Source organism: Polaromonas sp., from assembly GCF_030689685.1.
In the GTDB taxonomy this organism is placed as follows: Bacteria; Pseudomonadota; Gammaproteobacteria; order Burkholderiales; family Burkholderiaceae_C; genus Polaromonas.
Genome location: NZ_JAUYEY010000006.1, coordinates 48,075 through 70,696, shown reverse-complemented (window position 1 = coordinate 70,696; position 22,622 = coordinate 48,075). Strand labels below are relative to the sequence as shown.

Annotated in this window: 21 protein-coding genes; 12 read left to right on the top strand and 9 right to left on the bottom strand. The window is 64.1% G+C overall.

All coding sequences use genetic code 11. The annotated features are described in order from the left end of the window. Window positions 1-44: 44 nt before the first annotated feature. The 3 genes from Q8O29_RS01170 to Q8O29_RS01160 all read right to left on the bottom strand — a co-directional run bounded on the left by Q8O29_RS01170 (window position 45) and on the right by Q8O29_RS01160 (window position 4,536). Window positions 45-362: a cytochrome b gene (locus Q8O29_RS01170; RefSeq protein ID WP_305560316.1), complete on the bottom strand. Its 318-nt coding sequence runs from the start codon at window positions 360-362 to the stop codon at window positions 45-47. A gap of 149 nt (window positions 363-511) precedes the next feature. Next, window positions 512-3,274, bottom strand: coding sequence for a calcium-translocating P-type ATPase, PMCA-type (locus tag Q8O29_RS01165; protein ID WP_305560221.1), 2,763 nt, complete (start codon window positions 3,272-3,274; stop codon window positions 512-514). 224 nt (window positions 3,275-3,498) lie between these two features. Further along, window positions 3,499-4,536, bottom strand: a complete 1,038-nt coding sequence (locus Q8O29_RS01160; RefSeq protein WP_305560220.1) for a zinc-dependent alcohol dehydrogenase family protein — start codon at window positions 4,534-4,536, stop codon at window positions 3,499-3,501. A 224-nt stretch (window positions 4,537-4,760) separates the two neighbouring features. Here Q8O29_RS01160 and Q8O29_RS01155 point away from each other — a divergent pair, with 224 nt between their 5' ends. Further along, window positions 4,761-7,439 (top strand): bifunctional acetate--CoA ligase family protein/GNAT family N-acetyltransferase, encoded by a 2,679-nt coding sequence (locus tag Q8O29_RS01155; RefSeq protein ID WP_305560219.1) that lies wholly within the window; start codon window positions 4,761-4,763, stop codon window positions 7,437-7,439. Window positions 7,440-7,447: 8 nt separating this feature from the next. Here the strand turns inward: Q8O29_RS01155 and Q8O29_RS01150 are convergent, their stop codons facing one another. After that, window positions 7,448-8,164, bottom strand: a complete 717-nt coding sequence (locus Q8O29_RS01150) for a helix-turn-helix domain-containing protein (RefSeq protein ID WP_305560315.1) — start codon at window positions 8,162-8,164, stop codon at window positions 7,448-7,450. Between the two features lie 168 nt (window positions 8,165-8,332). On the opposite strand from Q8O29_RS01150, the gene hemN reads away from it, so the two are divergent. Together hemN and Q8O29_RS01140 are read left to right on the top strand one after the other, a co-directional pair. Continuing rightward, on the top strand, window positions 8,333-9,736 hold the full coding sequence (gene hemN / locus Q8O29_RS01145; RefSeq protein ID WP_371134121.1) for an oxygen-independent coproporphyrinogen III oxidase: 1,404 nt from the start codon (window positions 8,333-8,335) through the stop codon (window positions 9,734-9,736). A gap of 14 nt (window positions 9,737-9,750) precedes the next feature. Beyond that, window positions 9,751-10,443 carry a sulfite exporter TauE/SafE family protein gene (locus tag Q8O29_RS01140; protein ID WP_305560218.1) on the top strand — a complete coding sequence of 231 codons (693 nt, stop codon included), beginning with the start codon at window positions 9,751-9,753 and terminating at the stop codon, window positions 10,441-10,443. A 27-nt stretch (window positions 10,444-10,470) separates the two neighbouring features. Here Q8O29_RS01140 and Q8O29_RS01135 read toward each other — a convergent pair whose 3' ends face one another. Then, window positions 10,471-11,397, bottom strand: a complete 927-nt coding sequence (locus Q8O29_RS01135; protein ID WP_305560217.1) for a delta(1)-pyrroline-2-carboxylate reductase family protein — start codon at window positions 11,395-11,397, stop codon at window positions 10,471-10,473. A 128-nt stretch (window positions 11,398-11,525) separates the two neighbouring features. On the opposite strand from Q8O29_RS01135, the gene Q8O29_RS01130 reads away from it, so the two are divergent. Both Q8O29_RS01130 and Q8O29_RS01125 read left to right on the top strand, forming a co-directional pair. Further along, window positions 11,526-11,888, top strand: coding sequence for a hypothetical protein (locus tag Q8O29_RS01130; protein WP_305560216.1), 363 nt, complete (start codon window positions 11,526-11,528; stop codon window positions 11,886-11,888). Window positions 11,889-11,929: 41 nt separating this feature from the next. Further along, a complete protein-coding gene (locus Q8O29_RS01125; protein WP_305560215.1) occupies window positions 11,930-12,160 on the top strand; it encodes a hypothetical protein in 231 nt (76 codons plus the stop codon). Here Q8O29_RS01125 and pcp read toward each other — a convergent pair. Then, on the bottom strand, window positions 12,157-12,822 hold the full coding sequence (pcp, locus tag Q8O29_RS01120; RefSeq protein WP_305560214.1) for a pyroglutamyl-peptidase I: 666 nt from the start codon (window positions 12,820-12,822) through the stop codon (window positions 12,157-12,159). The two genes, Q8O29_RS01125 and pcp, sit on opposite strands and share 4 nt — an antisense overlap. Window positions 12,823-12,890: 68 nt before the next feature. Between pcp and Q8O29_RS01115 the strand changes: the two genes are divergently transcribed. After that, window positions 12,891-13,733, top strand: coding sequence for a 2-keto-4-pentenoate hydratase (locus Q8O29_RS01115; protein WP_305560213.1), 843 nt, complete (start codon window positions 12,891-12,893; stop codon window positions 13,731-13,733). A 4-nt stretch (window positions 13,734-13,737) separates the two neighbouring features. Here the strand turns inward: Q8O29_RS01115 and Q8O29_RS01110 are convergent, their stop codons facing one another. After that, window positions 13,738-14,412: a DUF4136 domain-containing protein gene (locus tag Q8O29_RS01110; protein WP_305560212.1), complete on the bottom strand. Its 675-nt coding sequence runs from the start codon at window positions 14,410-14,412 to the stop codon at window positions 13,738-13,740. A gap of 106 nt (window positions 14,413-14,518) precedes the next feature. Here Q8O29_RS01110 and Q8O29_RS01105 point away from each other — a divergent pair, with 106 nt between their 5' ends. The 3 genes from Q8O29_RS01105 to Q8O29_RS01095 all read left to right on the top strand — a co-directional run bounded on the left by Q8O29_RS01105 (window position 14,519) and on the right by Q8O29_RS01095 (window position 18,355). Further along, a complete protein-coding gene (locus Q8O29_RS01105; protein WP_305560211.1) occupies window positions 14,519-15,394 on the top strand; it encodes a neutral zinc metallopeptidase in 876 nt (291 codons plus the stop codon). A gap of 328 nt (window positions 15,395-15,722) precedes the next feature. Further along, window positions 15,723-17,192, top strand: coding sequence for a DEAD/DEAH box helicase (locus Q8O29_RS01100; RefSeq protein WP_305560210.1), 1,470 nt, complete (start codon window positions 15,723-15,725; stop codon window positions 17,190-17,192). A 218-nt stretch (window positions 17,193-17,410) separates the two neighbouring features. Continuing rightward, a complete protein-coding gene (locus Q8O29_RS01095) occupies window positions 17,411-18,355 on the top strand; it encodes a YihY/virulence factor BrkB family protein (RefSeq protein WP_371134120.1) in 945 nt (314 codons plus the stop codon). A 60-nt stretch (window positions 18,356-18,415) separates the two neighbouring features. Here Q8O29_RS01095 and Q8O29_RS01090 read toward each other — a convergent pair whose 3' ends face one another. Continuing rightward, window positions 18,416-19,267: a symmetrical bis(5'-nucleosyl)-tetraphosphatase gene (locus Q8O29_RS01090; protein WP_305560209.1), complete on the bottom strand. Its 852-nt coding sequence runs from the start codon at window positions 19,265-19,267 to the stop codon at window positions 18,416-18,418. Window positions 19,268-19,290: 23 nt separating this feature from the next. Here Q8O29_RS01090 and Q8O29_RS01085 point away from each other — a divergent pair, with 23 nt between their 5' ends. Further along, complete coding sequence (locus Q8O29_RS01085) at window positions 19,291-20,643, top strand: hemolysin family protein (RefSeq protein WP_305560208.1); 1,353 nt, start codon at window positions 19,291-19,293, stop codon at window positions 20,641-20,643. Between the two features lie 11 nt (window positions 20,644-20,654). Here the strand turns inward: Q8O29_RS01085 and Q8O29_RS01080 are convergent, their stop codons facing one another. Then, window positions 20,655-21,104: a hypothetical protein gene (locus Q8O29_RS01080; protein WP_305560207.1), complete on the bottom strand. Its 450-nt coding sequence runs from the start codon at window positions 21,102-21,104 to the stop codon at window positions 20,655-20,657. A gap of 150 nt (window positions 21,105-21,254) precedes the next feature. On the opposite strand from Q8O29_RS01080, the gene Q8O29_RS01075 reads away from it, so the two are divergent. Next, window positions 21,255-22,091, top strand: coding sequence for a hypothetical protein (locus tag Q8O29_RS01075; protein ID WP_305560206.1), 837 nt, complete (start codon window positions 21,255-21,257; stop codon window positions 22,089-22,091). A 61-nt stretch (window positions 22,092-22,152) separates the two neighbouring features. After that, entirely contained in the window at window positions 22,153-22,584 is a 432-nt protein-coding gene (locus tag Q8O29_RS01070) for a DNA-binding transcriptional regulator (protein WP_305560205.1), read from the top strand. The last annotated feature ends 38 nt before the right edge of the window (window positions 22,585-22,622 follow it).

Sequence of the window (22,622 nt, the reverse complement as noted above, 5' to 3'; positions counted from 1 at the left end):
TGCTCATTGGGTTACAGCTTGTTTTGATGCTGAAGTGGCCCCGTTTAACGTCGCCCCGGCAGCATGCGCTTGAGCGTATTGTCCCGCACGGCATAGGGGTGAAACAAGGCGGCAGCGGCGTGCAGAGCAATCAGCAAGTAGCCGACGACGGCGCCAGTTTCGTGAACTTCCTTGATGATCTCTGCAAAATTTTCGTTTGCCGCCATCAATGTCGGCAGTTGCAGGCCGAAGAACGCAGTGGCTTGTCCCTCCGCGCTGAGCGCAGGCCAACCGGCCAGAGGCATGAGGATCATGAACACATAGAGCGCGCCTTGCCCCCCATGCGACGCCAGCGGCTGCCAGCTTGGCGGTTCGGGCGTGATCTCTGGCGCGGTGGTGGATGCCGGGAGTGCGCGCGCATGGCCAGACCAGTAGCCCCATGGCGATGTCCACCATCAGCCCGACCGCCAGAAAGTAAGGGCGGCGAGTGTCGTCGGATGGCTGTACCGGCACGATGAATGACCAAGTGCCGTCATTGGGCCGCCTCCTTCGGTGCGAGGGGTTCAGGCGCCTTGGGTCCCGAACGCAGGCGTTCAAACAGGGCCACCGCCAGCTTGCGCCCTTCTTCCAGCAGCAAGATGGTGGCTGCTGTGCCGGTGGCGATGCCCCATTGACCGAGAGACAGGGACTGGGTCCCAAAAATGGACTGGGCGGGTGGCCAATGCACGGCAATGACCTGCAAGCCGATCACACCCGCCAGTGAGGCCCAGAGCATCGTGTTTTTGAAGAAATGCCGGTTGAACGCCGTGCCGCGCTCGACGCGCGCGTTGAACACGTTGAAAAACTGAAACAGCACGAAGGTGGTGAATGCCAGGGTGGGGGCCTGCTGCGCCATGCCGGCCTGCAGGCCGAAGTGCAGCACCGCCAGCGTTCCCATCATCATGGTGACGCCGTAGGCGATGATTTTGCCCAGGCGCCTGAGCGTCAGCAGCGGCTTGCTGCGGCTGCGCGGCGGCTCGTGCATGAGGCCAGGGCGTGCGGCGTCCATCGCGAGTGACACGGCAGGCGGGCCGTCCATGATGATGGCGACCCACAAAATCTGCACCGCCGTAAAAGGTTCGGGCAGCCCCAGTAAAGGCGCAAAGAACACGCACAGGATGGCGCCTATGGTGGTGGACAGCTGGAAGCGCACGAACTTCACGATGTTGTCGTAAAGCGTGCGCCCCTGCCGTACCGCGCTGACCAGCGTCGCGAAGTTGTCATCAAGCAAGACCATGGTGGCGGCGGCCTTGGCGACTGCTGTGCCGCTGCCCATGGCGACGCCAATGTCGGCGCTTTTCAAAGCCGGCGCGTCATTTACACCGTCGCCGGTCATGGCCACCACCGCGCCTTTTTTTTGCAGCACGCGCACGATCTTGACCTTGTTGCTGGGTGTCACGCGGGCGAACACGGCAACATCGTCGATGGCGGCGGCCAGCTGTTCTGCATTCAGGCGCTCCAGCTCTGCGCCCGTCATGGCTGTGCCCTTGAGCCCGAGTTCAGCCGCGATGGCCGATGCGGTGAGTTGGTGGTCGCCAGTGATCATCTTGACGGTAATGCCCGCCGCCCGACATTCGGCGATGGCCACCTTGGCCTCTGCGCGTGGCGGGTCCATCAGCCCGATCAAGCCGACGAAGCTGAGGTCGCTGACCCATGCAGAGAGATCGCCTGCTGCATCAAACGCGCTGTTGGCAATGCTGCGCGAGGCGACCAGCAGACCGCGCAGGCCCTGGCTGCCGAGCTCGGTGTAGTGCGCCTCGATCTGCTGGCGGGCGGCCCCGTCCAGCGGGCCTTCAGTGCTTGCGTTGAGCGCCTGCGTACAGAGCGCCAGCAACACGTCGGGCGCGCCTTTGACGAACATCCGGACCTGACCGTCCTCCTGATGGAAAGTGGCCATGAACTTGTGGGCCGCATCGAAAGGAATTTCCGCCAGACGCGGCAGTGCCTCGGTGGCCGTGCCGGGATCGAGGCCACCCTTGTGCGCCAGCACCAGCAAGGCCGCCTCCATCGGGTCGCCAATGACTTTGCCATGGTCAACCCGGCTGTCGTTGCAGGCGACCAGCGGCAGCAGCAGCGCCTGCAGATCGGGAAGTCTCGAAGCCGAGCCCGCAGAGCCAGTCGCGCTGATTTCGCCATCTGTCGCGTACCCCTCACCAGAAACGTTGAAGCGTTGCTCCCGGTAAAAAAACGCGCGCGCCGTCATCTGGTTAAGTGTCAGCGTGCCCGTCTTGTCCGAGCAGATCACCGTGGTGCATCCCAGGGTCTCCACACTGGCCAGGCGCTTGACGATGGCCTGGTGGCGCGCCATGTTGCGCATGCCCAGCGCCAGCGTCACCGTCACCACCACCGGCAGGCCTTCGGGCATGGCCGCAACGGCCAGCGCAATCGCGTCCAGCGCAATGTGCGCCAGGGTGTCGCCGCGCCAGAGCGCCAGGGCGGACAGCAGGCCAACCAGCGTTAACGCAATGGCGCCCAGCCGTTTGCCCAACTGGTCGAGTTGAAGCTGCAGCGGCGTGGGTACTTCGGGCGTGGCGGCAAGTTCTTGCGACAGCTGCCCCATCTCGCTTTGCGCGCCCGTTGCCGTGACGATGATTTCTGCCCGGCCCCGCGTGAGCAAGGTGTTCATGTAGAGCATGTTGCTGCGCTCGGCCAGCGGCAGGTCAGTCGCCTGTAGCGCGTCAAGCTGCTTGCCGACCGGCTGCGACTCGCCCGTCAGGGCCGACTCGTCAACCTCCAGCCCCGCTGAGAGGAGCAATCTTCCGTCAGCCGGCACCGGGTCACCCGCCTCCAGCAGCACCACGTCCCCGGGCACCAGGTCTTCGGCAGCGACTTCAATTTTTTTGCTTTCGCGGCGCACACGCGCCCGCACCGGCAACATGGCCTTGAGGGCCGCCAGGCTTTGCTCGGCGCGGTACTCCTGGTAAAAGCCGACGGTGGCATTGATCAGGACGACGGCCAGGATCACGAGTGCATCTTTGGTGTTGCCAATCAGCGCCGCCAGCGTCGCCGCACCGATCAAAATCATGATCAAAATACTTTTGAACTGCGCGAGGAACACCCGCCAGGCCGAACGCGGCGGCGCCTCGGGCAGTTGATTGGGACCGTATTTTTCTTTGCGCTGGCGAATATCCTCACCCGACAGGCCCTCGTCGGGTTGAACCTGAAGTTGCGCGACGAGCGCGTCAAGCGCCAGCACATGCGGCGCTACCGACGGGTCCTTGCCGGTCGCCCCGTCACTGTTCTGATCAACGCTCATCGGATATTTTCATTTTCTGCGTTGGAGACATCAGGCCGATGCGTGACCGATGCACCGGGAAGAGTCAAACGGCGCGGTCGGGCAGAAGTGTTTTAGGCCGCCAGCCCATGTATTACCTGCGTCAGCAGCTATAAAAACAATAGCAGACTGACTGCCACTGCCACGCAGATTGACCCACACCTGCGGGCCATGTCGGCGGCAAACAAGTCCCCGGCGTTTGTTCATCACGCTTCAATGATCACCTTCAGTGCTTTGGTGTCGGCAGCTTTGCCAAAGGTGTCGTAGGCCTGCAGGATGTTGTCCAGCTTGAAGCGGTGCGTGATGAGTTGGGCTGCATCAATACGTTTTGATTGCACGGTTTTAAGCAGCATCGGGATCGAGAAGGTGTCCACCAGCCCGGTGGTGATGGTCACGTTGTGCGACCAGAGCCGCTCCAGGTGCAGGTCTGCCTTGACCCCGTGCACACCGACGTTGGCAATGGTGCCGCCCGGTGCCACGATGTCCTGGCACAGGCCAAAGGTTGCCGGTATGCCCACCGCCTCGATTGCGGTGTCCACCCCGCGCCCGCCGGTCAGCGCCATCACCTGCCGGGCCGCGTCGCCGGCAGAGCTGTTCACGCTGTGGGTGGCGCCAAAGCGCTTGGCCACGGCCAGGCGGTTGTCATCAATGTCCACCATGATCAAGGTGGCAGGTGCATAAAACTGCGCAGTGAGCAGGGCAGCCAGCCCGATAGGCCCGGAGCCGACGATGGCCACGCTGGCGCCGGGAGAAATTTTGCCGTTCAGCACACCGCACTCGAAGCCAGTTGGCAGGATGTCGCTGAGCATGACCAGCGCTTCTTCGTCGGCGCCGGGCGGAATCGGGTGCAAGCTGGTGTCGGCATGCGGAATACGCACAAATTCGGCCTGCGTGCCGTTGATGCGGTGGCCCAGTAGCCAGCCGCCGGTGGTGCAATGCGAGTACATGCTTTTGCGGCAGTACTCACAGCGGCCACAAGCGCTGATGCAGGAGATCAACACCCTGTCGCCCGGCTTGAAGGTGGTCACGCCGGCACCCACACTTTCCACCACGCCGACGCCCTCGTGCCCCAGGGTGGTGCCGGGCAGGCAGGTGGCCACGTCGCCCTTGAGAATGTGCAGGTCGGTGCCGCAAATGGTCGTTCGGGTGATCTGGATGATCGCGTCGGTGCCCGCCTCAATGACGGGTTTGGGGCGTTCTTGCAGATTTTTTTGGCCGGGGCCGTTGTACACAAGGGCTTTCATGGGGTGTCCTTATTGATCATTGGGCGGCGGTTCCCCAGCGGATCGCAGGAGGCGCCGTGTCGGCTGGCTGATGTATCTGTATGTTTCTCGGCTGGATCGGTGTGCTGACTGTCATTCTGTGGGGCGCCAGCGTCGGTCTGCTTGATCTAAAACAACTGCAAGCCCTTGCCCCGCGCTAAGCTGCTTTCGTCATGCGGAAACCCTGCGTGTGTGCAAGGATTTTCATGAGCGTACGCCATCTCGAAGCCCTGTTCCATCCCGGATCGGTAGCTGTCATCGGCGCCTCAGACCGGAAGGGCAGCGTGGGGTCTGTGGTGCTGCGCAACCTCAAACTCGGCGGTTTCAAGGGCGCGATCTGGCCTGTCAATCGCCGGCATACGCTTGTGGACGGCGGACCGGCCTGGCCCGATGTCGCGTCGCTGCCGCAGGCCCCGGACCTGGCGGTGATCTGTACCCCCGCAGCGACGCTGCCAGAACTGATTGACGCCTTGGGTCGCAAGGGCACAAAGGCCGCCATCGTACTCAGCGCCGGACTGAAGCAGCCTTCCGTGGGCGGTGGCCCTTCGCTGGAGCAGGCGATGCTTGATGCGGCGCGTCCCTGGCTGCTGCGCATCCTCGGGCCGAACTGCATCGGTGCGCTGGTCCCTGGCGTCGGCCTGAATGCCAGTTTTGCGCCCGGCAACGCCCTTCCCGGAGGCCTGGCCTTTGTGACGCAGTCTGGTGCGCTGGCGACGGCGATGCTGGACTGGGCCAACACGCGGGGTATCGGGTTTTCCCATTTCATCTCGCTGGGCGACAGCGCGGATGTGGATTTTGGTGACGTGATTAATTACCTCGCCAGCGATCCCACCACCCGGGCCATCCTGCTCTACATGGAGTCTGTCAAGGCGGCGCGCAAGTTCATGTCGGCGGCGCGGGCGGCGGCACGCAACAAGCCGGTGATCATCGTCAAGGCCGGGCGCGCCCCGGACGGTGCCCGGGCGGCTGCATCGCACACCGGCGCCCTGGCGGGGTCGGACACCGTGTTTGACGCCGCCGTCCGGCGCGCCGGCATGTTGCGGGTGGACACCCTGGAGTCGCTGTTCGACGCGGCCGAAACATTAACCCACGCGAAACACTGGCACGGCGAGCAGCTGGCCGTGCTGACCAACGGCGGTGGTGCCGGGGTGCTGGCTGCTGATGCACTTTCGATGGGGGGTGGTGTGCTGGCGCTACTCACAGACAACACCTTGCATCTGCTCGACCAATGCCTGCCGTCCACCTGGTCGCACGGCAATCCGGTGGACATCGTGGGTGACGCGCCTGTTGGCCGCTACGTCGACAGCCTGCGGGTGTTGCTGGCAGCGCCCGAGGTCGATGGTGTGCTGTTCATCCATGCCCCCACTGCCATTGTTCCGGCAGCCGATATTGCGCTCGCCTGTCTGCCGCTGATGCAGACGGCGCCCAAGCCGGTGCTGACCTGCTGGCTGGGCGGTGCAGCGGTAGCGGCAGCGCGAAAAGCCAGTGCTGAATCGGGTGTCGCCAGTTATGACACGCCCGAACGCGCGACAGCAGCCTGGCTGCAACTGGCCACTTATGCGCGAAATCAGCAGGCGCTGCAGCAGCTTGCCACCGACACGCTGGATGACTTCACGCCCGACCGGGGGCTTGTGCAGACGCTGCTGGAAGACGCGCTGCGTGAAGGCCGTGAGTGGCTGGGCGATGCCCAGGCCCAGGCGGTGCTGCGGGCTTATGGCATTCCCACGGTGGAAACCGTGCAGACCCGCGACGTGGAGGAGGCGGTGGTGGTGGCGGCTGAAAAAATCGGCTATCCGGTGGCGCTGAAGATCATTTCGCCCCAGGTCATCCACAAGTCCGATGTGGGCGGCGTGGCGCTGGGTCTGGCATCTGGCGACGAGCTCAGGGCTGCAGCGGCCAACATGTGCCAGCAGCTCACACGCCTTCTGCCCCAGGCGCGGGTGCTGGGCTTCACCGTGCAGGCGATGGCGCATCGCCCCGGCGCCCATGAATTGATAGTGGGAATTGCCACCGATGCCGTGTTCGGACCGGTCCTCCTGTTCGGCAGCGGGGGCACTGCGGTTGAACTGAACCGGCAACACGCCGTCGCCCTGCCGCCGCTCAACAGTCCGCTGGCGCGTGACTTGGTTGCCGCAAGCGGGCTGTCGACCCTGCTGGCGGGTTACCGAGGGCGCCCGCCGTCCAACGAGCAGGCCTTGCTGGCCACCTTGCTGAAGGTGTCGCAGATGGCTTGTGACCTGGCCTGGCTGGTTGAGCTCGACATCAACCCGCTGCTGGTGGATGAGCGCGGCGTGCTCGCAGTTGATGCCCGCATCAAGCTGCGGCGGGTGCCGCCCAACGAGGTTAGCCGGTTGGCCATCCGCCCGTATCCGTCGGCGCTGGAAGAGCGTGTTGAGCTGGCGGGACAGCAATTGCTGCTGCGACCAATCCGGCCAGAAGATGGCCAGCGCCTGATGGCCTTTTACGCCGGGGCCTCGCCCGGCGACATGCGGCTACGTTTTTTCATGGCGCGCCGGGAAGTGCCGCATTCAGAGCTCGCCCGTTACAGCCAGATTGACTACGACCGTGAAATGACTTTTGTGGCGATCATCGACCACGCCGGCGCTGCGCCGCGTATGGTGGCTGAAGCCCGGGCCGTGTGCGACCCTGACAACCGGGTGGCGGAATTCGCGATTCAGGTGGCCACCGAGTGGCAGAGCAAGGGCCTGGGCCGCGTGCTGCTTGACAAACTGACAGCTTACCTGCGGGAGCGCGGCACCATGGAAGTGGTGGGGCAATGTCTGCCGGAGAACTCGGGCATGGCGGCTCTGGCGCGGCAGGCCGGTTTCGAGGTGTCGACCGGACCCCTGCCGGAGGCCATTGCCATGCGACTGTTGCTGCGCTGACGCGGCTGTCAGCCTGCCTGCTGGTTCACGATGCGTTGCAACGCGGCCAGGTCCAGAATGCGCACCTGGCGCTGCCTGACATCCAGAATGCCGTCATCGGCAAACCGCGAGAAGGTGCGGCTTACGGTTTCGAGTTTCATGCCAAGGTAGCTGCCGATCTCTTCGCGTGTCATGCGCAGCACCAGCTCAGAGCTGGAAAAGCCGCGCGCATGCAGCCGCTGCACCAGGTTCAGCAAAAACACGGCCAGCCGCTCTTCGGCGCGCATGCTGCCCAGCAGCAGCATCACGCCGTGCTCGCGCACAATTTCGCGGCTCATGACGCGGTGCAGGTGTTGCTGCAAAGGCGCGATCTCGCGTGCCATCTCAGCAATGCGGGCAAACGGCATGACGCAGACCTCGGCATCTTCCAGGGCCACTGCATCGCAGCTATGCCGGTCGTTGACAATGCCGTCCAGCCCGATGATCTCGCCGGCCATCTGGAAGCCGGTCACCTGGTCCCGGCCATCCTCGGCGTTCAGGCAGGTTTTGAAAAAACCGCTGCGGATGGCAAACAGGGCGTCGAAGGCTTCACCGCTGCGAAACAGCGTGGCACCGCGCTTGACTTTGCGGCGTGTGCTCACCAGGGTGTCGATGTGGGCGAGGTCTTGCGGGCTCAGGCCCACCGGCATACACAGCTCGCGCAGATTGCAGTTAGAGCAGGCCACTTTCATGGCCGGTAGGTCCATTGGCGTTTTATCCAGGGGAGAGTGCTGGTTCACGGTGCACGTCCTTCATTACAGTGCTTTCTGATCTGCATCAAATTGTCCCGGGCACAGCGCGGGCGGGATTGATCCAGATCAAACCGCCATGTGAGCGGGCGCGTCACAGTCGGGCATCACCCTGAGAAGTCTGCAATGTCCCATGCCACCGCCACCCTGACCCAGGTATCTCCCAAGCTGTTGAGCCGCTTCGACGTTGCCGGACCGCGCTACACGTCTTATCCGACCGCCGACCGTTTTGTCGAAGCATTTTCTGCCGCCGACCACGGGCAGGCGCTGGCCCAGCGCCGCGAAGGGCCTTCTGCGCTGGCGTTGCCGCTGTCGGTGTATGTGCACATTCCGTTTTGCGAGTCGCTGTGTTACTACTGCGCGTGCAACAAGATCATCACCAGGCACCACAGCCGCTCAACCAGCTATTTGCGTTATCTGGCCCGCGAGATAGACCTGACCACAGCGCAGCTTGGCACTTGCCAGACGGTGACCCAGCTGCATCTGGGCGGAGGCACCCCGACTTTTCTGACTGACGCCGAATTGCGCGAGCTGATGGCCATGTTGCGGCGCAGTTTCACGCTGGCCCCCGGGGGCGAATATTCGATAGAGATCGACCCGCGCACCGTCGATGCCTCGCGTTTGCGCACGCTGGCTGATCTTGGTTTTAACCGCCTGAGTTTCGGCGTGCAGGATTTCGATCCGGAGGTGCAAAAAGCCGTGCACCGGATACAGCCGTTTGAGCAGGTCAGCGCTCTGATGGCGCAGGCGCGTGAGATTGGTTTTGACTCGATCAACATGGACCTGATTTATGGCCTGCCGCGCCAGACGCCCGAGTCTTTTGCGCGCACGCTGGCCCAGGTGGTGCAATTGCGGCCAGACCGCATCGCGCTGTATGCCTACGCCCATCTGCCCGAGCGTTTCAAACCGCAACGCCGTATTGTCTCGGCCGACCTGCCGGGCGGTGCCGCCAAGGTGGCCATGTTGTCCGAGTCGCTGGCGACGTTTCTGGCGGCGGGTTATGCGTACATCGGCATGGACCACTTTGCCTTGCCCAATGATGCACTGGCAGTGGCCAAGCGCCAGGGCCGCCTGCACCGCAACTTTCAGGGCTACAGCACCCAGCCCGATTGCGACCTGATTGGTCTGGGCGTCTCGGCCATTGGGCGCACAGGCGCCACCTACAGCCAGAACGCCAAGACTCTGGACGAGTACTGCGACCATCTGGACCAGGGGCGCCTGCCGGTGGTTCGCGGGCTGGCGCTCAACCGCGACGACCTGGCGCGCCGGGCCGTGATCATGGCGCTGATGTGCCAGGGGCAGGTGATTTTTGAATCGATCGAGCAGGCCTGGCTGCTGGACTTCAGAAGCTATTTCACGGCTGAGCTCGAACAGTTGCGTGAGTTTGCAGAATTGGGGCTGGTGGTGCTTGACGAGTCGGGCATCGAGGTGACCGCCCAGGGCTGGTTTTTTGTGCGGGCCGTGGCCATGGTGTTTGACCGTTATCTCCAAGCAGACCGCCACCGCGCGAAGTTTTCGCGCATCATCTAGAAGACGCGCCGGGCATGTCCACCACGCTGGCTGTCACCGCCCTGTTGATGGGGCTGGCCGGCGGGCCGCATTGTGCGGCCATGTGTGGCGCCGCCTGTGCCGGCATCTCCCGGCTGGGGCCGCGCGAAGGCGGGGCTTCGCGTATGCGTTCGCTGCTGGGTTTTCAGGCAGGCCGGCTGGTGGGGTATTCGTTGGCCGGTGCGGCCGCAGCGCTGGCCGTGCAAAGCCTGGCCTGGCTCAGCTCTGCGACCTCAGCGTTGCGACCGGTCTGGACCCTGTTTCATTTGCTGGTGCTGCTCTGGGGGCTGATGTTGCTGGCCCAGGCGCGCCAGCCGGAGTGGGTCAGTGCAGCGGGCCGCTCGGTCTGGGCGCGCATCCGCCCCCTGGCCAGCGCGCGCGGCGGGGTTTTTGCCACCGGCGCCCTGTGGGCTTTCATGCCTTGCGGCCTGCTGTATTCGGCGCTGCTGGTGGCTTCGCTCAGTGGTGGGCCACTGGCCGGGGCCTTGTCCATGGCGCTGTTCGCCGCCGGCAGCAGCGTCTCGCTGATGCTGGTGCCCTGGCTGTATGACAAGCTGCAGGACCGCGGCAACCGGCTGCGCCAGGACTGGGGCACACGCGCGGCTGGTGGGCTGCTGGTTCTTGCGGCGGCCTGGGCGCTGTGGGCCGATGCCTTTCACCGCTTTGCCGAATGGTGCGGGCTGGCCTGAAGCGGCAATACCCGCCCGAGTTTGAGTTCAGCTTGTGGCGCCAGACCGTAACGCGGTGCGCGCGGCTGCCAGGTCCCAGCCGGCCCAGCCGCAGCTTTTGAACAGCACGGGACCTGCAGACGGGGGAAGACCGCCGCGCACCACGGCGGCCAAGGTGGCGAAGCGGCCCACGGCCAGCCCGGCTTGCAGCAGGTCGCCGGCTTCGTGCAGGGCGTCGGCTGTATCCACAAACACCGCGCCGGTCTCTGCGACATGGCGGCACAGGCCGGCGCCGAGTTCCACCATCATCGGCGTGAAGGCGCCGACCACAGCGATAAAACCGTCCCGACGCGGCAAGGCCTCCAGCACCACGCCGCAGGCCGGTGTGCAGGTCACCGCCAGCGGGCAGTCGGCCAACGCGGTGTTGGCATCCTGCGTGACCCGCGCATGCAGGCCCAGCCTCTGCGCCTGTGCAGCGAGCGCCTGCGCGCTGGCGGAGCTGCGCGAAGCGATCACCACTTCGGTGATGCCCAGGCCTTCGGCAAACGCCTCCAGGTGCGCCCGGCCCTGCACGCCGGCGCCGACGATCAGCAGCGGGCCATTTTGATTGGGCGCGAGCCGCTGCGCCGCGAGCAGCGACACCGCAGCGGTGCGCCTGGCCGTGACGGTCGGGCCGTCCAGCACCAGCCGGCGCGCGCCGCTGGCAATGTCAAACACCACCACATCGCCCTGGATGGTCGCGCGCGGCGTGCCCGCGTTGGCCGGTGTGAAGGTGATCAGCTTGGTGATAGCCACCTGGCTGTCCATGGCCGGCATGACAAACAGGCTGCCACCACCGGCCAGCGGTTGCACCAGCCGCTCCGGCACCTGTACCGAGTCATCGTCCAGCAGTCTCACAATTTCTGCGACCAGCGCAGGGTAAGGCAGACGGTCTGCGGTTTGCGCGGCGTCGAGCTGGGGGGATGCGTCTTTCATGCCCGGATGTTAAGCCGGAAGGCGCAGGGGGCCAGGCGATTTTTTCCTACAGCGCAACGGGCCGTGCACCGGGTTGTCCACGCCCCCTGCCGGCCTACCATCACATCTGTCGTCACCAGGAGCCTTCCATGTTTTCCAGCCACTTGCCCAAAGTCCACACCGTGCCACGCGAATATATTTTTGCCGGCGCCGGGCTCTTGCTGGTGGTCAGCCTGCTGGTCGGCATTGCGATGGTGGCGAGCGGTCAGGTGAAAAAGGCTGAACTGCGTGAAGCCATGCTGGCTTCGCAGCGGACCGCGATGGTTCAGTGCATCGAAACGCTCGGTGGCGCGCAACTCAACAAATGCATGATCCAGGCGCAAGCCGCGCCCGATGCTGTCGGCCGTACCACCACGCTGGCGGACAACAGTGGCAGCTTCAGCCGCAGCACAGCGGTAGCGGCTGGCGGTAGCCAGGGGTTCATCCCGGTTTCCTTCAGCACGCACCGCTAACTGTCCGGGTCGCAGCGAGGCAGGGCAGAAATGCGGTTAGCATGACCGCCATGAAATTGTCCCGCTTGATTCAACCGCGCAATCCCCTGTTCTGGATGATGTTGGCGCTCAACGCTTTATCGGCTGCGCTGGCCTGGATTGTCCATAACCGTCCCCTCAATACTTTTGCCATGATCGTGGTGGGTGTGTTTGCGCTTTGCAACGCGTTGATAGGCACCTGGCTGATGTGGCGGCTTGTGCGCGACGAACCTGAGCCTCCGAAGCCCTCCTAACTGATCGCACCCGCGCCTTGGGCGATGTCTTCTGGCGTGGCCAGTGCTGTGGCAATGAGCAGCCGCAGGCCGCGTACCAGTTCATCGGTGGTCATGCTGGGCTGGCCCTGTTCGGGCAGCCAGGGCACATGGACAAAACCGCCGCGTGTGCGCTTGAAGCCCCGCCGCGTCGAGAGGTGGTGCATCAATCCGTAAAACACATGGTTGCAGACGAAGGTGCCGGCCGTTTGCGACACCTCGGCGGGAATGCCCTCGCCCTGCAGCGCCAACAGCATGGCCTTGATTGGCAGCGTCGTGAAATAGGCCGCCGGTCCGCCGGCTACCACCGGCGTGTCCACCGGTTGAGCGGCAGCGTTGTCTGCAATGCGCGCGTCGTTGACATTGATGGCGATGCGCTCCAGCGAGATCGCGGCGCGCCCGCCGGCTTGCCCCACGCAAATCACCAGCGTGGGCCGATGTTCGCGCAGCAAACGCGCCAGCTCGACCAGCGAAGAGCCAAACACCGTGGGCAGTTGCGCCGCAACGACCTTGTGGCCGGCGATGCGTCGGCCTTGCAGCGTCTCGACGGCCAGCCAGCTCGGGTTCAGGCTGTCGCCCCCGAACGGATCGAAACCGGTCAGCAAGACCGTTGGAGGCGACGTGGTTGCGGTAGGTGTGCTCATGCTGGTATTGTGCGCAGCTTGCATGATCCGTGCTCTGGGCCGGTGCGGTTTTTGGCTAATATGGGCGCATGACCATTTCAACACCACTGGCCGGCCTTGTGGCTGATATTTCTCAAGCTCGCCTGCAAGCCCGTCCCCTCACCTGGCCGCCGGGTGTTCCTGCCGATTTGCCAGCCGCCTACACCGCTGCGTTGGCCGTGCGCGCGGAGCGTATCGCTGCGGGTGAGCAAGCTGTCGGCTACAAGGTTGGGTTCACCAACCGCACGATCTGGCCGCGTTACGGGGTGTTTGCACCGATCTGGGGGACGGTCTGGCAAAGCACCTTGAGCCGCGTTGATGCGGCGGGACCGAATGCCGGCGTGGTGTCTCTGACCGGGCTGTGCGAGCCGCGCATCGAACCCGAGATTGTGTTCGGCCTGCGTGCCGCCCCGATGCCCGGCTGTACCTTGACGCAACTGGTCGATGCGATGGCCTGGGTGGCGCATGGCTTTGAGATTGTGCACACGCATTTTCCGGGCTGGAAATTCAGCGCCGCGCAGGCCGTGGCCGACGAAGGCCTGCACGGGCGTCTGCTGGTGGGGCGACCGGTGGCGATGCCGCGCGGCACCGCGCCCGACGCGCTCGCGCAGGCGCTGTCCGGCATCCGCCTCAAACTCTATGGCGACGGTGTGTTGAAAGACGAAGGATTCGGCGCCAACGTGCTCGACGGCCCGCTGCAGGCGCTGCTGCATTTTGTGCAGGAGTTACGCGCCACGCCCGGCACACCGCCGTTGCAGGCGGGCGACATCATCACCACCGGCACGCTGACCGACGCCTGGCCGGTGTTGTCGGGGCAGACCTGGCACACCGCGCTGGAAGCTTCCGGGCCGGTCGCCGGCCAGCTCGAAGGCCTGTCTGTCCGGTTCGACTGACGGTTTACTTCCGGATCACCGCACCGGTTTCCCGATCAAAGTTGACGCGCCGGACCTGCCCGTTCTGGCCCGGAAAGCCGTCGAACACCGCGCGCACCAGGTAGGCTGCCATGGTGGGCAGCGTGGCCTGGCCCTCATACACCGCATGCGACTCGAACACAGCGCGGGGCTGGCCCGGCGGGCTGCCCTGCTTGTCGAGTATGCGCAGGTTGATCTGGTTGAACTGCACGGTGTAGGCCACCAGCCGGTCGCCGAGGTAGGCCGGGCCAAAGCGGCTGGGCGCCCAGTAACCCGGAAACACCTGGCCGGCCGCATTGCGGTAGGGCGGGTAGAACACCAGCCGATCATCGTAAATCGGTTGGCGGTAGGTGCGATCTTGCGGCTGGGTGATCCAGCCGAGCTCCACCAGCAGGCGCGCGGCCTGACCAGTGGGCGCGCGCCGCAGGCCCAGTTTTTCGAGCTCCTGTTGCGCATAGGCTTGGTAAGTTGCCAATTCCAGCTCGGGTGGCGGCTGCGACGGGCTGGACGGTGGCTTGATGAAGGTGAAGCTGCTGCCGGTCGCGTCTGACGGCCATTGGTTGAAATTGCTGACTTGGGTGACGATGGGGCTGGCACATGCTGTGAGCAGCGTTGCCACCAGTACAGCCAGCCAAACGCGCAAGCGGGGAAGTGTAGTCATGAGGGATAGACATTTTGAAGCAAGAAATCGTTCCCCTGACGCCGCGCCGGCAAGTAAAGTGGCGGCCCGCATCCGACCGCCCGCTCCCACTTACTGAAAGCCGCACATGAAATGGGAAGGCAACCGCCAGTCTGACAATGTCGAAGACCGTCGCAGCGGCGGGGGTTTTGGCGGAGGCGGCATATTGGGCGGCCGCAGCATAGGCATAGGCACGATTGTGATCGCGCTGGTGGGTGGCTGGATCTTCGGCATCAACCCGATGACCATCCTGAGCCTGCTTAGCGGCGGCACGCCCACGGCACAGGTCCAGCAGGGTCCGGCCCAGCGGCCGCCAGCCGATGACCGCATGGCGGGATTTGTTTCGACCGTGCTGGCGGACACCGAAGACGTCTGGAAAGATGTGTTTGCCAAGGGCGGCAGCACCTACCGGGAACCGACCCTGGTGCTGTTTCGTGGTGCCACGCAGACCGCCTGCGGCCAGGGCCAGGCGGCGATGGGGCCGTTTTACTGCCCGGCCGACCAGAAGGTCTACATCGACCTCGGTTTTTATGAAACCCTGCAGAAACGGCTGGGCGCGCCCGGCGACTTTGCCCAGGCCTATGTGATTGCGCACGAGGTCAGCCACCATGTGCAGAACCTGCTCGGCATCACCGGCAAGATGGACCAGATGCGCGGGCGCATCAGCAAGGTCGAGTACAACGCAATGAGCGTCAAGCTCGAACTGCAGGCCGACTGTTTTGCCGGTGTCTGGGCCAACCAGGCGCAGCGCGCCCGAGCCATCCTGGAGCAGGGCGACGTCGAGGAAGCCATGAACGCGGCAGCCAAGATTGGCGACGACGCGCTGCAGCAGGGCGGCGGAGGCAAGATCGTCCCGGAAAGTTTCACCCACGGTACCAGTGCCCAACGGGCGCGCTGGTTCAACAACGGTCTGCAACAGGGCAGCGTCAAGGCCTGCGACACCTTCAATGCCCGAAATTTATAAGAAATCGCACTCTAGCCCATATCCGGCGGAGATAAGTAGCTATTAAATTGGTAGCATGCCGTGATCCGTCCGCAGTCTGGCGCGGCGTGCCCGGCGCGCCATCGGGGTGTTGTTTGGCATTTGGCGGGTGTTTTCGCCCAAAGTGCGACAATAGGGGCTTGAGGAAGCGCTGCTCACGCCCTGCGATCAATGATCGCGCTCCGGCAGTCTGCAGCGCTCCCTTTGCCACCAGCCGTGCTGTTGGCTCCCAACGCGCCCCGGCAAACCCGTCCCGGCCCGCGCGACCATCCGCTACCTACAAACGCTGGAGTTACGCCGGGCCTTGCTTATGACATCCTCTTTTTCCAACCTCTCGCTGGCAGAACCGCTGGCACGCGCCGTCGCCGAGATGGGCTACGAAACCATGACACCCATCCAGGAGCAGGCCATTCCGGTCGTGCTGCAGGGCAAGGATGTGATGGGCGCCGCCCAGACCGGCACTGGTAAAACCGCCGCTTTCGCCTTGCCGCTGCTGCAGCGCATGATGAAACACGAAAACGCTTCCACCTCGCCAGCGCGGCACCCGGTGCGCGCCCTGGTGCTGCTACCCACACGCGAGTTGGCGGTTCAGGTGGCCGAGCAGGTGGAGCTGTATGCCAAATACACCAATCTGCGCAGCACGGTGGTGTTTGGCGGCATGGACATGAAGCCGCAGACGGCCGAGCTGAAAAAAGGTGTGGAAGTGCTGGTGGCCACGCCCGGCCGCTTGCTGGACCATATCGAGGCCAAAAACACCGTGCTCAACCAGGTTGAGTACGTGGTGCTCGACGAGGCCGACCGCATGCTGGACATCGGCTTTTTGCCCGACCTGCAGCGCATCCTCAGTTACTTGCCCAAGCAGCGCATCACGCTGCTGTTTTCTGCCACTTTCTCCCCCGAGATCAAACGCCTGGCGTCCAGCTACCTGCAGGACCCGGTGACGATTGAAGTGGCGCGCTCCAACGCCACCGCCTCCACGGTGGAGCAGCATTTTTATGCGGTCAACGCCGACGACAAACGCCGGGCCCTGCACCAGATCCTCAAACAACGCGGTCTCAAGCAGGCCTTCGTGTTTGTCAACAGCAAACTTGGCTGCGCGCGTCTGGCCCGCTCGCTGGAGCGCGAAGGCCTGAAGACCACCGCCCTGCACGGCGACAAAAGCCAGGACGAGCGCCTCAAGGCCCTCGAGTCTTTCAAAAAGGGCGAGGTCGATCTGCTGGTCTGTACCGATGTGGCTGCGCGCGGTCTGGACATCAAGGACGTACCGGCGGTATTCAACTTTGATGTGCCCTTCAATGCCGAAGACTATGTGCACCGCATTGGCCGCACTGGCCGTGCTGGCGCGTCTGGCCTGGCCGTGAGTTTTGCGGCCAGCAGCGACCAGCGCCTGGTGGCAGACATCGAAAAGCTCATCAAGACAAAAATCGAGATCGAACCGATGGAGTTCGAAGAAGACCAGCCGCGCAAGGATCAGGGCCGGATCAACGACGGCCGCCGCATGTACCGCGACAGCGGCGATCAGGCGGTGCGTGACGCAGAAGACGCGCCGCAGGGCCGGGCCGAGCGTCCAGAGCGGCGCGAGCGCCGTGAAGCCCCGCCGCAGCGCCATGCGGTATCGCGCGATCCGTTTTTTGACAAGCCTTATGAGTCCACCCTGGCCGCCGAGACACAGCCCGCCTGGGAAGCCAGCGCCAAGGGCGCCGCGCCGCGCAGCAGCGTGTCGGCCAACATCAAGCCCAAGAAAAAAGTCGCCGCGCTGTTCAAGACTGCGGCTTTGTGATCTTTTCCAAATACACGACAGTGAATTGGACGGCTCTCACCCTCGCCCTTTGGGAGAGGGATGGGGTGAGGGATTGAGCGTTCCGACGGTCATGAATTCTGAAACGCTCAATAGGAAGTGCGGGGCCTGCGCCCCGCAGTCAGGCGTCGGCCTGCACCTACTTTTTTCGGCGTCGGCGTCCGAGCCGCCGAGGCCCGCTGCCGGCCTAAGATCTTGCCATGATTACCCAGTTCACTGCACTGCGGCAGGCCTACCAGAAGTCTACTGTTCCCATGCTGATTCGCCCCGCGCGTCGCGCGATTGGCTTGTGGATCGATGCGGACGGCCTGCGCATGAGTGCCGCCATGTCCTTCTATGGCATTCTCAGCCTCGCGCCGCTTCTGGTGCTGCTGGTCGCGGTGCTGGGCTGGTGGCTGGACCGCAGCTACATCGAGACCGGCCTGATCCAGCAGATAGGCGGCGTGATTGGTGAGCAGGGCGCGGAGCTGATCAAGCAGGCGCTGGCAAGTGCGCAGGAACCCGCCGATGGTCTTCTTGCGTCGCTGATCGCCTTTGTCTTGCTGTTGTCGGGTGCGACCGGGGTGTTTGCCGAGTTGCAGGATGCCTTTGAACGGCTCTGGCGCCATGACACCGGCGTGGCGCCGCAGCAGAAGTGGTGGTACAGCGCCTCGCTGCGGCTGCGCGGGATTGCCTACATCCTTGCTTTCGGTTTTCTGTTGATGGTGTCCCTGGCCATTTCCGCAATATTGAGTTTCTTCACGACCTGGGCCGGCTCCTACATGCCGCTGGAGCGCATTGCCGTGGCGGTCAACGAGCTGGTGTCCATGGGCTTTTCGGCTGCATTGTTTGTGGCTCTGATGCGCATGAGTGCCGGGCCCAAACCTGCGCTGCGTTACCTGGTCATGGGCGGCATTGCGGGCGGTATTTTATTTTCGCTCGGCAAGTACCTGATGGCGCTGTACCTGTCCACCGCTGCCGTGGTGTCTGCCTATGGCGCGGCCGGCTCGCTGGTGGTGCTGCTGATGTGGATTTATTTCTCATCGGCGGTGCTGCTGCTGTCCGCCAGCGTGGCGCGCAGCCTGTCCGACGAGGCCGCCCTGCACGCGGCCAACAAGGCGGGGGAGCTGGCAACAAGCTCCCAGGCAAGTCAAAAGCGCTATTGAATTCATAGCTGCTTGTGCCCGTCGGGTATGGGCTGGAGGCCTAAAATGCCTGAAAACCCGTCAGCCTGGCGCCTGTGCCCACTCGCATCTCACCGCAATGAGCTCGAACGCTCCGGGCGCGTCGCCGATACGCGCGGCCGTCAGGCAGCCGCCCCAGACACAGCCGGTGTCCAGCGGCAAGGTGTTGGCCAGCAGGCCGCCGCCGGCTGCCGCCGTGTCGGCACCCAGTGTGGACCAGTGGCCAAACGCGATGGGCACGCCGGTGGTCTGCCGGCCCGGCACCTCAAACCAGGGCAGGTAGCCGGGCAGCGCGGTCTGTGTGCCGCCGGTGCTGGCAAATTCCATCGCGCCGTCGGCCGTGCAAAAACGCATACGCGTCAGCGCATTGACAATCACGCGCAGGCGTTCGGCGCCTGCCAGTGAATCGTCCCAGCGGGCTGGCGTGTTGCCGTACATGCCGTGCAGAAAACCGGCCAGGTCTGGACCGCGCAGCGCGCGCTCGACTTCGCCGGCCAGCGCCAGTGTCTGCGCCACGCTCCATTGCGGTAGCACGCCGGCATGCACCATCAGCCAGCCGCGCGCAAACATGGCCATGCGGCGATGCCGCAGCCAGTCGAGCAGCGCCTCGCTGTCGGGTGCGTCCAGCACCTGCTGCACGGTGTCGCCGCGATGCGGTTTGCGCAGGCCGTGGCGGATGCCGAGCAGGTTCAGGTCGTGATTGCCAAGCAGGCATTGCGCCGCGTCGCCGAGTTGTTCAAGGCTGCGCAGCACCGCCAGCGAGTCAGGGCCGCGGTTGACCAGGTCGCCGAGCAGGTAGAGCGTGTCGCGGCTGGGGGAGAAGTCAATCTTGCGCAGCAGGCGCTGCAAAGGGTCATGGCAGCCTTGCAGGTCGCCGATCATGTAAAGTGCCATGTGTTCATTCTGCCTCCGGATTCATGGATTTCATCCTCATTGCCTTTTTGACGCTGCTCAACGGCGTCTTCGCCATGTCGGAGCTGGCGCTGGCCTCCAGCCGCAAGGCCAGACTTAATGCCATGTCGGAGTCGGGTGACAAGGGCGCACGCGCGGCGCTGACGCTGCTGGACAACCCGACCCAGTTTTTGTCGTCGGTACAGGTCGGCATCACCTCCATCGGCATGCTCAACGGCATCATCGGCGAGGCGGCTTTCAGCGACGACCTGTCGGCGTGGATCCAGTCTTTCGGCGCGTCCGTGCGTGCCGCCGACATTTCGGCCACGGCACTGGTGGTCACCATCATCACCTTCATCACCATCGTGTTCGGCGAGCTGGTGCCCAAGCGCATCGGCCAGCTTTACCCCGAAACCGTCGCGCGCCTGGTCTCACGGCCCATGATGTGGGTGGCCACCGGCACCAAGCCTTTTGTGCGCCTGCTGTCCTTCAGTACCCATGCCGTGCTCAAGCTGCTGCGGGTGGACAACGCCGGCGAGCGCACCGTGACCGATGAAGAAATTGCAGCCAGCCTGGAAGAAGGCCTGGACGCCGGCCTGATCGAGGAGCACGAACACCAGATGGTGCAGAACGTGTTTTTGCTTGACGACCGGCTTCTCACGTCACTGATGCTGCCGCGCTCGGACATTGAGTGGATTGACGCCAACGACACCGTGGCCCAGGCGATTGCCAAGGCCGGTGCCACCGGGCATTCGTGGTACCCGGTATGCCGCGGCAGCCTCGACGATGTGGTCGGGGTGGTGAACGTCGCCAAGCTGCTGGCGCTGCGCGGTCGGATCCAGCCGGTGGGTGAAAGCACTGGCACGGGCACCACGCCCACGCTGGCCGACCGCATCGATGTCTATGCCATTCCCGCCGTGTTTGTGCCCGAAACCCTGACCGGCATGGAGTTGCTTGAGCAGTTTCGCAAGCGCTCCACCCGCATCGTGTTTGTGGTCGATGAATACGGCGTGGTCCAGGGGCTGATGACGCCGATGGACATGTTGGAGGCGATTACCGGCGAGTTGCAACCCGGCGCCCAGGTCGATGCCTGGGCCACCCAGCGGCCCGACGGTAGCTGGTTGATTGACGGCGTGATGCCGGTGTCCGAATTGAAGGCCAGGTTGGACATCAAGGACCTGCCCGACGAGGACAAGGGGCGCTACAACACCGTGGCCGGCTTGCTCCAAAGCGTGTCGGGGCGGCTGCTGGCCGTCGGTGAGTGCGTCGAGGCGGCGGACTGGCGTTTTGAAGTGCTGGACCTGGACGGCAAACGCATCGACAAGGTGCTGGTCAGCAGCATCTCCGACGCGCGGTCACCCAAAAACGAGGCGGCTTGAAACCAGGTGGATCAGGGTCGGCTGGTGGGGCTGGCCGGCTTGACCGCCGGGGCCACGGTGATCAGCACTTCGTTGCCACCGCCAAAACCTGAGCCTTGCATCTGCACCGTGGCGATGCGTTCTGCCTTGGTGAAGGTCAGCAGGCTCAGTTTTGAAAAAGAACTTGACGTCAGCGTCCAGCCGGCGCCTGGCAGGCTGTCGCGGAAGTAGGCAAACACCGACTGCGGCTCGCCCGCCACCGTCAGGCTCAGGCGCCCGGTCCAGGAGCTGCCCGTGCCCATCACCAGCGTGTCCTGCTGTTTGATCACCGCGCCCTGCGGCAGCGGCACATCACCCGCCAGTTGTTTCGCGGTGTTGCCGCTGACCGTGCTGTCGTTGGCAATCGGCGCATTGCCCAGGGTGTTGCAGCCCAGCATCAGGCAAGCGGTGGACAACACGAACAGGGTTTTGATGGCGGTCATGGCTTGAACCTTGGAAGTGGCAAGAGGCCTGGTGCGGGGCCGCTTCAGGCAGCGCGATTGTAGCGGTGGCTGTGCGCACTGCCCAGCCTGCGACGGGCCACTGCGGACGCGGTATCCTGAAGCAGCCCGACTTTTTTCCGAGGAGCTCTCATGCCCAGCATCCGCCGTTTTGTCCTGGCCCTGTTCATGCTTGCTGCGGTGGCCTGTTCATGGTTCGCGCCGCTGGATGCGCCAGCGATGGCGCAGGTCGATGCCGGCTTGAAGCGCGCTTTGGTCAGTTTTGCCACGGCACGCGCCCTCAATGCCGTGATCTCGGTGGCGCAGGGCACCGCACTGTCGGTGCAGCCGCTGGGTGTGGGCGTCACGCTCACGCCGGGTCAGTTGCTCGATCCGGTTAACGACCTGGTGGAGAAGTTCTCCACACTGATGCTGGCGGCCAGTGTGGCTTTTGGTGTGCAGAAAGCGCTGATTGCCATGGGCGGCTACTGGGTGATCTCGCTGGCGCTGACGGCCGTGGCGCTGGGCTGGGCGTGGGTGCACTTCAGGCGGCAAGCGCCGCCGCCCTGGTTGTCGCGCGTGCTGGTGATCCTGCTGATGCTGCGCTTCGCGGTTCCCGTGGTGACGCTGGGTACCGACCTGCTGTGGCAAAAATTCCTGGCGCCCGACTACGCAGCCAGCCAGTTGCAGATCGACACCTCGTCCACCCAGGCCGCCCGCCTCGGCCCGCCCGTGGCGGTACCGGACAATCCCGGCGTGCTCGACCGGATGAAGGGCTGGCTGTCCGACACTGCCGATGTGAAGGCACGCTTTGAAGCCCTGAAGCTGGCGGCCGAGCAGGCGACCGAACACATCATCCGGTTGATCGTGATTTTTTTGCTACAGACTTTGGTGATTCCGCTGCTGCTGCTCTGGGCGTTGTATGCTCTGGTCAGAGGTGTGTTTGAGCGGGCCGGGCGATGGCCTGAACCCCTTGCGCGAAGCCCGTGAATCAGGATGAGGTAGCTTGGCACCGTAAGATAGGTGTTTCTTTTATCTGGAACAAAGGCCCATGCCCAATATAGCAAGCGTTTTGAAAGAAGAAATTGCCCGCGTTTCCCGCAAAGAAGCACGCGCTGAAACACAACAGCTGAAAAAGTCCTCGGCCCACTTCCGGTCAGACATCGCCGCGCTGAAGCGCCGCATTGCCGCGCTGGAACAACTGGTCGGTCGCCTGGGCAAAGCTGCTGGCAAAAAGCCAGCAGAGGCTTTGTCTGACGACCTGGCAGCTGGTTCCTTCCGTTTCAGCGCCAGCGGCCTGCTGGCGCAGAGAAAACGCCTGGGCTTGTCAGCGGCTGAAGCCGGCCTCCTGCTTGGCGTGTCGGACCAGTCGGTTTATAAATGGGAAAACGGCAAAACACGGCCCCGTGCCAGCCAATTTCCGGCGATTGCCGCACTGCGAAGCCTGAGCAAAAAACAGGCCGCAGCGCGCCTCGACGCCTGACGCGTGGCGCCCACCGTTTGCGCTTGTCATGCGTAAAA